9 protein-coding genes are annotated in these 8701 nt (G+C 64.7%); all 9 read right to left on the bottom strand.

Annotated elements, in window-relative coordinates; translation table 11 throughout:
* Window positions 1-718: 718 nt before the first annotated feature.
* The 9 genes from D2T30_RS18140 to D2T30_RS18100 all read right to left on the bottom strand — a co-directional run bounded on the left by D2T30_RS18140 (window position 719) and on the right by D2T30_RS18100 (window position 8701).
* Complete coding sequence (locus D2T30_RS18140) at window positions 719-1486, bottom strand: peptidoglycan-binding domain-containing protein (RefSeq protein ID WP_164881849.1); 768 nt, start codon at window positions 1484-1486, stop codon at window positions 719-721.
* Between the two features lie 19 nt (window positions 1487-1505).
* Complete coding sequence (locus tag D2T30_RS18135; protein ID WP_128210049.1) at window positions 1506-2822, bottom strand: hypothetical protein; 1317 nt, start codon at window positions 2820-2822, stop codon at window positions 1506-1508.
* 16 nt (window positions 2823-2838) lie between these two features.
* Entirely contained in the window at window positions 2839-4167 is a 1329-nt protein-coding gene (locus D2T30_RS18130; protein ID WP_128210048.1) for an FAD-binding oxidoreductase, read from the bottom strand.
* Window positions 4168-4187: 20 nt separating this feature from the next.
* Window positions 4188-4925, bottom strand: a complete 738-nt coding sequence (locus tag D2T30_RS18125) for an SDR family oxidoreductase (RefSeq protein WP_128210047.1) — start codon at window positions 4923-4925, stop codon at window positions 4188-4190.
* Entirely contained in the window at window positions 4922-5386 is a 465-nt protein-coding gene (locus D2T30_RS18120; RefSeq protein ID WP_128179980.1) for a GtrA family protein, read from the bottom strand. Before D2T30_RS18120 ends, D2T30_RS18125 begins: the two co-directional genes overlap by 4 nt.
* A complete protein-coding gene (locus D2T30_RS18115; RefSeq protein WP_128210046.1) occupies window positions 5386-6825 on the bottom strand; it encodes a UbiA family prenyltransferase in 1440 nt (479 codons plus the stop codon). The genes D2T30_RS18120 and D2T30_RS18115 overlap by 1 nt, the downstream gene beginning before the upstream one ends.
* Before the next feature lie 154 nt (window positions 6826-6979).
* On the bottom strand, window positions 6980-7684 hold the full coding sequence (locus D2T30_RS18110; RefSeq protein WP_128210045.1) for a sirohydrochlorin chelatase: 705 nt from the start codon (window positions 7682-7684) through the stop codon (window positions 6980-6982).
* Window positions 7685-8012: 328 nt separating this feature from the next.
* On the bottom strand, window positions 8013-8432 hold the full coding sequence (locus D2T30_RS18105) for an EVE domain-containing protein (RefSeq protein ID WP_128210044.1): 420 nt from the start codon (window positions 8430-8432) through the stop codon (window positions 8013-8015).
* Window positions 8432-8701: a YciI family protein gene (locus D2T30_RS18100; protein WP_128210043.1), complete on the bottom strand. Its 270-nt coding sequence runs from the start codon at window positions 8699-8701 to the stop codon at window positions 8432-8434. The genes D2T30_RS18105 and D2T30_RS18100 overlap by 1 nt, the downstream gene beginning before the upstream one ends.

Genomic DNA, 8701 nt, shown 5'->3' with positions numbered 1-8701 from the left:
ACAACAAAAGCAACCAGTCCGCCAATCCCTTGGCGACCCAGCCAACATCCACCATCTCCAGAACCAACCGCGTCACCGCCGCCGTCCCGCCTCAGCAACCTGCGCCGCTTCGGTGAGGGGCTATCTACGGAAACTCCAAATCACCCGCAACCCCATTTCTCAGAAAAATACGATTTTTTCAGGGGAATGTTCGTAACATGTTGATAATATTGTATAAAATATCGTATGGTGAAATCGAACCCCTGACGGGCACCGCGAATCCATCGAATCGTCGCCCGCTCGCATGGCCTCCATCACCGGGCCGGACATGATGTTTCCGAGGGGATGCGAAGCCGGGGGATCGTCGCTGGCTCAGGGCCGCGGGCCGGCATGTCCGGCGATTATCATCGAAGTTGCACGGGCCGGATCCCGTCAGGCGCGCCCATGCGCGGGTGCGCTTTCGGCCCCGGTGCCCCGGACGACGTTTCAGAACAGAAATCCCGGCACAGGCGAAGAAAACGGCAGGGGCGCTGCCTCCTCGCACGTTCGGCATTCCGCGGGGCTTCGTGATCCGCTCCATCCCTCGGGAATTTGGAGAAAGAGGCAGACGGCTTGTTCGGGGGCCTGCAGGCCCTCTCGGGCCGCCGCCTTTCGCGAATCGCCGGCCGCATCGCAAGAAAAAACCGGGCTGACGCCCGGCCTTCCCCACCCGATCAAACCCGGGCCAATACCGGGCGGGTCACTCGTTGATCACATGCAGCATCAGATCGTAGGTCCGCTGATCCAGCCGCCCCGTCTCGGGCAGGCCGAACTTCTTCTGAAAGGCGCGTGTCGCGCTTTTCATCTGGTCGTCCATAAGACCCGTCGCCGGCATATCGTAGCCCTTCAGGCGCAGCTGCATCTGCACCTGCGCAAGCTCGCTCTGGACGATGTTGATCTGATAGCTGAGGCGGCACTGATCCTGCATGTATTCGATCGCATCGACCAGCCCCTCGACCCCGAACCGCCAGCTGTGTTCCTGACCGGGCAGGGACACCTCCATCGTCCTGCTCTTGGTCATGTCCTGAACCAGCAGGAAGGCCCGCACGTCGAATATGCCCACGGCATCGCGCCCCATCAGCGGCGCGGCAAGATTTCCGCTGGCGGGATGATTGTCGAGTTGCAGCTCAATCCGCGTCAGGCCCGGCATGATCTTGCCCTCACCGTCGAAAATCACCGAAACCGCCGGCTGGCTTTCGACGCAACTGATCAGCAGCATGGCCGGGGTGCCATCCGGTCCAACCGCGGTCGTGGCGGCCAGCGAATATTGCCCCTTGCCCGTGCGCTTGTTCCGGTAGGCGGTCCAGTCGCCGAAATCCCGCCCGGTTTTCAGCCGCGTCTCCAGACGCTGCGCCAGCGGGTTGGCAATCTGCACCACTTCGGGCGGCTGCGCGAAGGCCGCGCCCGGCGCCAGAGCCAGCGACAGCAGGGCGACGCGCAACGCCATGCGGGTTTTTCTCTTCAGCATGCCATTCCCCCGCGCCATCTCATTGCCGCCGCTTTCGGGCCAGAACCGGCCAGCAGCCGGAGGCGATCCCCACAAGAACGACCGTCAGGATGTCATTCCAGCCGAAATGCACGAGCCAGGGCGAGACCTTGCCCGGCGTCAGCACGAACAGCGCCGCCAGCAGCACCCAGCCCAGCATGTAGCGGAACGCGGCATTCTCGGGGGTCGCAGCCGCGCCGGGCAGGGTCTCGACCCGATCCCCGCAGGTCAGGCGCAACCGCATCGCCATCGCCATCGCCGTCAGGATCCCCAGCACGATGAAGAAGCGCATCCAGTCGATCACCAGCGGCATGAGCGCGATCAGCGACACGTAGGACAGAACGATCAGATGGGCGCTGATCCTGCCCTTCGGATCGGAAAAGGCGCGGCTGATGTGCAGGCCACAGGCGGCCACCGCGATCGGGCCGAAGGCGAGGGCGACGGCGAAGGGCAGTTCCCACAGCGCGATATAGTTGCGCGTGGCGACAAAGGCGAAGGTATCGGTCACGCTCTGCCCGACGAACCAGAAGGCGACATATTCATCCAGCGAATCCAGCGACCATTGCGGCGGCAGGGCGGCATAGAACGCCTCGATCATCGCGTCGCGCTGCGCGATCGTGCCGCTGTGCATGACGCTGGCCAGAACCGCCGCCCCAAGGCCAAGCACGATCAGCGCCGTCACCCCGATGACCGGCGGCGTCAGGCGCAGCGCCGACAGCGCGATGAACAGGATCGGCACGAAGATGACCAGCCCTTCATGCGACAGCACCAGCGGGATGGTCAGCGCAAGCCCGCACAGAACCCATGTGGTGCGCTTCCATCCCTCGGGCAGGAGCGTCGCACCGGAAAACAGCATCGCCCCGAGCGCCAGCAACAGCACGTCCTTGTGCCCCAGAATGCCGGGGTTCGTCGCGCCAAAGGCCAGCCCGGCGGGCGTGTAGATCAAAAGCCATGCCCAGTGATTGTGGCGCAGCCGCGCGAACAAAAGCGCCGCGCCCAGCACGAACAGAAGGTTGGCCACCACCGCGATGACGGCCGTGACTTCGGCGAAGGACAGGCCCGACGCGCGGGACAGGTGCAGGATCACATCCCCGATCAGCCCCCGGCGCACGAAGCCGCCGGCATAGCTGATGCCCCAGTCCGTCGTCATGTAGCTGTGCGTGCGCATGATGATCGACCAGATGGATTTGGTCGTCATGTAGGCCAGCAGGATGAAGAAGCCGCTGTAGATGATGTCGGCGCTCCGCGCCCATATCCAGCACCGCTGGGATTCCGTCCGCACCATCAGCCTGTCGAATTCGGCTCGTAACATGTTCATCTGAAGCCTCTCGGGGTCACAGGCCGATCCGGTCGGAAAGTGCGGACCCCATCATCGGATGGAATTGGCGATGGGTCCGGGCGAAATCTTCGGCGCGCGGCTCCGAGGCGCGGAAGCGCGCAGCCGTCAGATGCGCGTCCTTGGCCAGATAGAACCGTCCGCCGTGGGCAATGGCGATATCCTCCAACCGTCCGATCAGCGCCAGGTTCCGCTCCGACGCCGGGAAATCCAGCGCCAGCGTATAGCCCTCCATCGGGAAGGAGATCCGGCTCTCCTGCGCGCCGAAACGCTTCAGCACCGCAAGGAAGGATCCGGCGCCGGCCTCGGCCGTGGCCTCCATCAGTTCGGACATCCCCGCCTCGGCCTGCGCCAGCGGAATCACGCATTGATATTGCAAGAAGCCGCGCCGCCCGTAGATCCGGTTCCAGCCGAGGATGGAATCGAGCGGATAGAAATAGCTGTCCCAGTGTTCGAGACTGACACCGCCCTGCTTTGCCGCCTTGCGCGCGCCCATCCGGAAGTAAAGCGCGTTGAAGGCCCGCAGCGTATACCGGTTCAGGCAGAAGGCCGGCGGCGTGAACGGCACGCTCAGCTTCCCCCGCACCGGCAGGTGCAGCGGCCGGTGCCGGTCGTCGGGCGGGATCTGCCCGATCGTCGCATGTTCGCCCAGCATGATGATCGAGCGGCCCAGATCCGCCCCCTTCGCCACGCAGTCGATCCAGGCGACGGAATAGGTGGCGTCCAGATTGTCCTCGAACACCCGGATCGCCTCGGCCAGATTGCCGGCGACGATGCTTTTCTGCCGGATCCAGCCGGTTTCAACCGGCAGGAGCCGCATGCAGACGCGCAGCACCACGCCCGTCATCCCCATCGCGCCGAAGGTCCAGAAGAACAGCTCGCTGTTTTCCGTGCGCGAACAGCGCTGCACCCGGCCGTCGGGCGTCATCAGGTCGAACCATTCCACGCAGGTCTGGAAAGAGCCGTCCTTGTGGTGGTTCTTGCCATGCACGTCCGAGGCCACCATGCCGCCGAGCGTGACATATTTCGTCCCCGGCGTGACCAGCGGAAACCATCCCCGCGGCAGGAAGGCCGAAATCACATCCGACAGCAGCACCCCGCTGTCGGCGGTCAGCCAGCCCCTTTCCGCGTCGAAATCCAGCATATGCGCGAAATGCCGCGTCGACAGCGTGCGCCGCCGTCCGATCGCCGCATCGCCATAGGCCCGGCCGTTACCGCGCGCGACCGCATCGCCACGCACCAGAAATTCCGCCAGCTCCGCCTCGTCGCGCGGCGCGGCCAGTTCCGTCTCGATCCGGGGATAGGCGCCCCAACCCGAAAGTTTCATCACGATCCCGCCGATACTGGTTACAGCTTCATCCGCTTGAACATCGTCTCGGGGATGGCGCAGATGATCGCCATGATCAGCCGCCAGATCGGCCGCACATAGATCACGTTGCGCCCCCGCTCCACCGCCGAGACGATCGCCTGCGCCACCTCATCGGGTTGCGCGGTCAGGCGCGGGGGAAGGTCCATCCCCTCGGTCATGCGGGTGGCGACGAAGCCCGGCAGCACGGTGACCACATGGATCCCATGCCGCGCCAGACGGTTGCGCAGGCCCGACAGCCAGGCGGTGAACCCCGCCTTGGCCGAGCCGTAGACATAATTCGTCGCCCGCCCGCGCAAACCGGCGACGGAACTGATGCCGACGATCGTTCCATTTCCACGCGCCAGAAAACGGTTGGCGATCAGGCCCAGAACATGGGCCGGTCCCTCGTAATTCGTGCGCATGACGGCCACCGCCAGATCGGGGTCCTGTTCGCTTTCGGTCTGGTCCCCCATCGCGCCCACGGCACATATCACCACGCCCGGAAGCCCGGGCAGCGAATCGAGGAAGGCCGCATGGCTGGCAAGGTCGAGCACGTCGAAGTCATGCAGCGTCACCGAAACGCGATGGCGCAGCTCCAGATCCTGCCGCGCGGCGTCCAGACGCGCCGCATCGCGGGCGGCCAGTTGCAGCGGATGCCCCTTGGCGGCGAAGGCATGCGCGGCGGCAAGCGCCATGTCCGACCGCGCACCAAGAATGAGAACAGGGGGTTTCGTCATGATCGTCTTCCCGTATCTGGCCCGGCCTGCGCCGTGTTGCTTGAAGTGGTGAAAACCAGCGTCCGGTCGAGCCAGTATTTGACCACATATCCTATACAAAGCCCTAAGACCGCCCCGGCCTCGCGCATTGTGTCGGTGTGCCACAGATACCAGAACAGGCTTTCCGTGCCCCAGAAGATCGCTGTCGTGAAAATACCCATGAAGGTATAGAGCGTGAACTTCCGCCCATGCGCCTTGATCCCGGTGCTGTCGTCGGCAAAGATCCAGCGCTTGTCGAGCACATATTTGAACACCAGCCCCGCCAGCGTGCCGAAGAACATCGCCGCGACGAACGGCCCGCCCCCCGCGCCAAAGCCCCAGTGCAGCGAGGTCGCCAGCACCAGCCGCTGCACGCCCAGGTTGACGATGATCGCAAGGGCGGCGAAGGCGGCATAGGTCAGGATCAGGGGCAGGCCGCGCATCACCAGTTCACACCCGCCAGAACGCACAGGCACACGACCAGCAGCCCGCCGATCCGGCTCATCGTGTCGCGGGTGGCGAAGATCACCGGATCGTCGTGCATCTCGCCGCGGTTGGTCTTCATCACCATGTAGGTGATCCAGCACAGCAGCACGCCCGAAATCCCCCACAGGATCCGGGGCGAGGCATACAGCGCGCGCACCTCGGGCGAATTGGTATACAGCACCATCACCAGCACCGAGACATAGCCCGAGGCCAGCCCCATCATCGAGATGATCGGCATGTCCTCGACCAGATAGCCGCGCCCGGCGACCTCGCTGCGGTTGGTCTTGATGGCGTCCACAAGCTCGGCCTGCCGCTTCACCGCCGCGAGAGAGAAGAAGAAGAACATCGAAAACGCCATCAGCCAGATCGAGGGCATCACCCCGATCGCCACCGCGCCCGCCAGAATGCGCAGCGTATACAGCAGCGACAGGACGAAGATGTCGATCACCATGAAGCGTTTCAGCCGCAGCGAATAGGCCGTGGTGGTGACGTAATAAACCGCCATCACCGCAAAGAACTTCACCCCCACCAGCAGCGCGAAGCCCACCCCCGCCAGCAGCAGCAGCGGCCAGACCACGGTGCCCAGCTCGATCGGGACCGCGCCCGAGGCCAGCGGCCGCTTGCGCTTGCGCGGATGCACCCGGTCGGCGGCAAGGTCGAGCAGGTCGTTGTTGATATAGGCGCTGGAGGCGACGAGGCAGAAGCTGATGAAAGCCAGCAGCGCCAGCCCGAAGGCATGCCACTCGAACTGATGCGCGATCAGCAGCGTGACGAAGATCAGGATGTTCTTCAGCCACTGATGCGGGCGCAAGAGCTTCATCCAGGCGCGCAGGGATCCGCGCGGGGCACCCAGATGGCGGATCTCGACCTGGTTGCGGGCGGCGATATCCTCGGCCGCGCGCCGAACGGACGGACGCGAATCGACGGTGTAGATCGCGGTGGCCGAGGGCCAGACCCCCAGATCCGCGCGGCTGTCGCCGACATAGGCATAGCCACCCTGGCCGAAATGCCGGTCAAGAAAGGCGGCCTTGCGCGGCCCCTTGAGGTTTTCCACGGCGGAAGAGCCATGCACCTCGTCGAACAGGCCCAGATGCGCGGCGATCCGGTCGGCGATCCGCTGGCTCGAGGCCGTGACCAGCGCGGTCCGCCCGCCTGCGGCGCGCCAGCGTTCCAGCAGCTCGATGACCTCGGGATTGTAGGGCAGCGCCGCGGGATCGACCTCGACCTGACCGGCCAGCCGATCCTTGAGCGCGGCGCGCCCCTTCAACAGATCGGGCAGAAGCCGGAAGGGCGTCGTCCAGTCCTGCGACGACCTCAACCAGAAAGTCTCGAACAACATATCCGTGCGGATCAATGTTCCGTCGAGATCGACAACCAACCAATGCGTACTGTTCAAGGGGTCAACCCGTTTATCTGCGTTTTGAACCGCTTATCTAACAGCAATCCTAACGACTTCCACTATCCAACCCCCAAAACCCGCCCGATTGAGGGGATTTCCGCCTGAGACCCGTCCCGATCGGCATATTTTCGTTAGGAAGCAGGGGGGAACCTCACGCCCCTTTGTAACAAAGCAGGGCACGGCCAAGGCTGCGGGCGATGATCGCCGCAACCTCAGGATGTTCGCCGATCGCCGGCAACAACGGGCCGGAGAATCCCGCCTCCTGCAAGGCGGCGGGAATGTCGATTCCCACATGGCCTGCGCGCAGGGCGAAGAACGGCAGGCACAGCCCGCGCACCCCCGCGGCGACATCGGCGACGAAGGGCGGTTCCTCGATGAAGGCCGGGCGGATGGCGGCGAAAGGCGTGATCCGCGCAAGCGTTGCGGCCATCGCAAGCGGCGCCTCTTTCGCGCGTCCGGGGCTGCGCGAGCCATGCGCGACAAGGATCAGATCGGCCGATTGCGGGTTCATCCCGGCCTGTTCCGCGGCGGCGAGCGTCGTGCGGAGGATCAGCTCGGGCAGGTCGGGTTCAAGCCCGAAAGGCGGCAGGATCCGTCCCCCCGCGCCGGCGGCCGCGATCCGGCGGGGCAGTTCGCGCCGGGTGAACCAGCCCTCGGCCATGAAGAACGGATAGATCAGGGGATCGTCGCAGCCGGCCAGCGCCGCCTCGAACGAGCCCGGCATCGCCAGCGTGCCCGCCCGCACCTGCACCCCCGGGAGCAGCGCCTGCACCTGCGCGGCCAGATCCTTCAGCACCCGGTCGGGCGGAACGGGATCCGAGGGCGAACCATGCGCGACCAGCACCACCCGCGTCATGCGCGGAACCGGCGAGAAAGGATGTATCGCATTTTCAACATTCACGCCTTGCCGGAAGCCTCGGGACCATCCTAACATAACCCCGTCGGCCAGTATGGCCAGAACCCGAGAGTTTCAGCATTTCCGGTGGGTGCGCGTTATGCGCCATGGGGGTTGAGGGTCCTGGCTTTGGGAGGCCGGACCCTCGTTTCCGTTTCAAGACCAGAATCGGCGCGCACACGGACAGGGCGCAAGGGGGCGCTGCCCCCTCGCCCGTCCCGGGCTCACCCCCGGGATATTTGTGGAAGAATGAAGGGGAAGAGATTCGCGCGAGAGGCAAGATATGCCTTCAAGGCTCGATCCCCGCCATCTCGCAGACGATCCGCCATTCCTCTTCGGTCACCGGCTGCACCGACAGCCGCATCGAGGTGACCAGCGCCATCTGTGACAGCCGGGGTTCGGCCTTCACCTCGGCCAGCGTCACCGGCCGCGCCACCGGGCGGACGGCGCGGATATCGACACAGTCCCAACGCGGGTCGTCTGTCGTCGTGTCGTGATGGGCGAGCGCGCAGACCTCGGCGATGCCGACGATCTCCTTGCCCTGATTGGAATGGTAGAAGAACCCCTGCTCGCCGATCTTCATCGCCCGCATGTTGTTGCGCGCAAGGTAGTTGCGGACGCCGTCCCACTGCTCGCCCGCCGCGCCCTTCGCCACCAGATCGTCCCAGGAAAAGACATCCGGTTCGGACTTGAACAGCCATTTCGCCATCAGCTGATGACCTTCTTCCATTCGCTGATGGTGACGCTTTCGAACAGCCCGGCCTTGGCATAGGGATCCTCGGCGGCAAAGGCCTGCGCCGCGGCCAGATCCTCGACCTCGATGATCACCAGTGAGCCGACCATGCCGCCATTCTCGATCAGCGGGCCGCCGACAAAGACCACGCCGCTTTCGCGGGCATAGGCCAGGTGCCTGTCCCGGTTGTCGAGCCGCGTTTGCAGCGCGCCTTCCTTGTCACGGCAGTTCAGCACGAAATACAT

The sequence above is a fragment of the Paenirhodobacter populi genome (genome assembly GCF_004022215.1).
GTDB lineage: Bacteria > Pseudomonadota > Alphaproteobacteria > Rhodobacterales > Rhodobacteraceae > Rhodobacter > Rhodobacter populi.
The sequence above is the reverse complement of the archived record's forward strand: the minus strand, read 5'-3'. Positions and strand labels throughout refer to the sequence as shown.

Bases quoted from the DNA above. Each gene is read 5' to 3' on its own strand.
- D2T30_RS18125 (WP_128210047.1), bottom strand. From the start codon at position 4,925: ATGACGAAACCCCCTGTTCTCATTCTTGGTGCGCGGTCGGACATGGCG.
- D2T30_RS18135 (WP_128210049.1), bottom strand. From the start codon at position 2,822: ATGAACATGTTACGAGCCGAATTCGACAGGCTGATGGTGCGGACGGAA.
- D2T30_RS18140 (WP_164881849.1), bottom strand. From the start codon at position 1,486: ATGCTGAAGAGAAAAACCCGCATGGCGTTGCGCGTCGCCCTGCTGTCG.
- D2T30_RS18105 (WP_128210044.1), bottom strand. From the start codon at position 8,432: ATGGCGAAATGGCTGTTCAAGTCCGAACCGGATGTCTTTTCCTGGGAC.
- D2T30_RS18100 (WP_128210043.1), bottom strand. From the start codon at position 8,701: ATGTATTTCGTGCTGAACTGCCGTGACAAGGAAGGCGCGCTGCAAACG.
- D2T30_RS18110 (WP_128210045.1), bottom strand. From the start codon at position 7,684: ATGACGCGGGTGGTGCTGGTCGCGCATGGTTCGCCCTCGGATCCCGTT.
- D2T30_RS18130 (WP_128210048.1), bottom strand. From the start codon at position 4,167: ATGAAACTTTCGGGTTGGGGCGCCTATCCCCGGATCGAGACGGAACTG.
- D2T30_RS18120 (WP_128179980.1), bottom strand. From the start codon at position 5,386: ATGCGCGGCCTGCCCCTGATCCTGACCTATGCCGCCTTCGCCGCCCTT.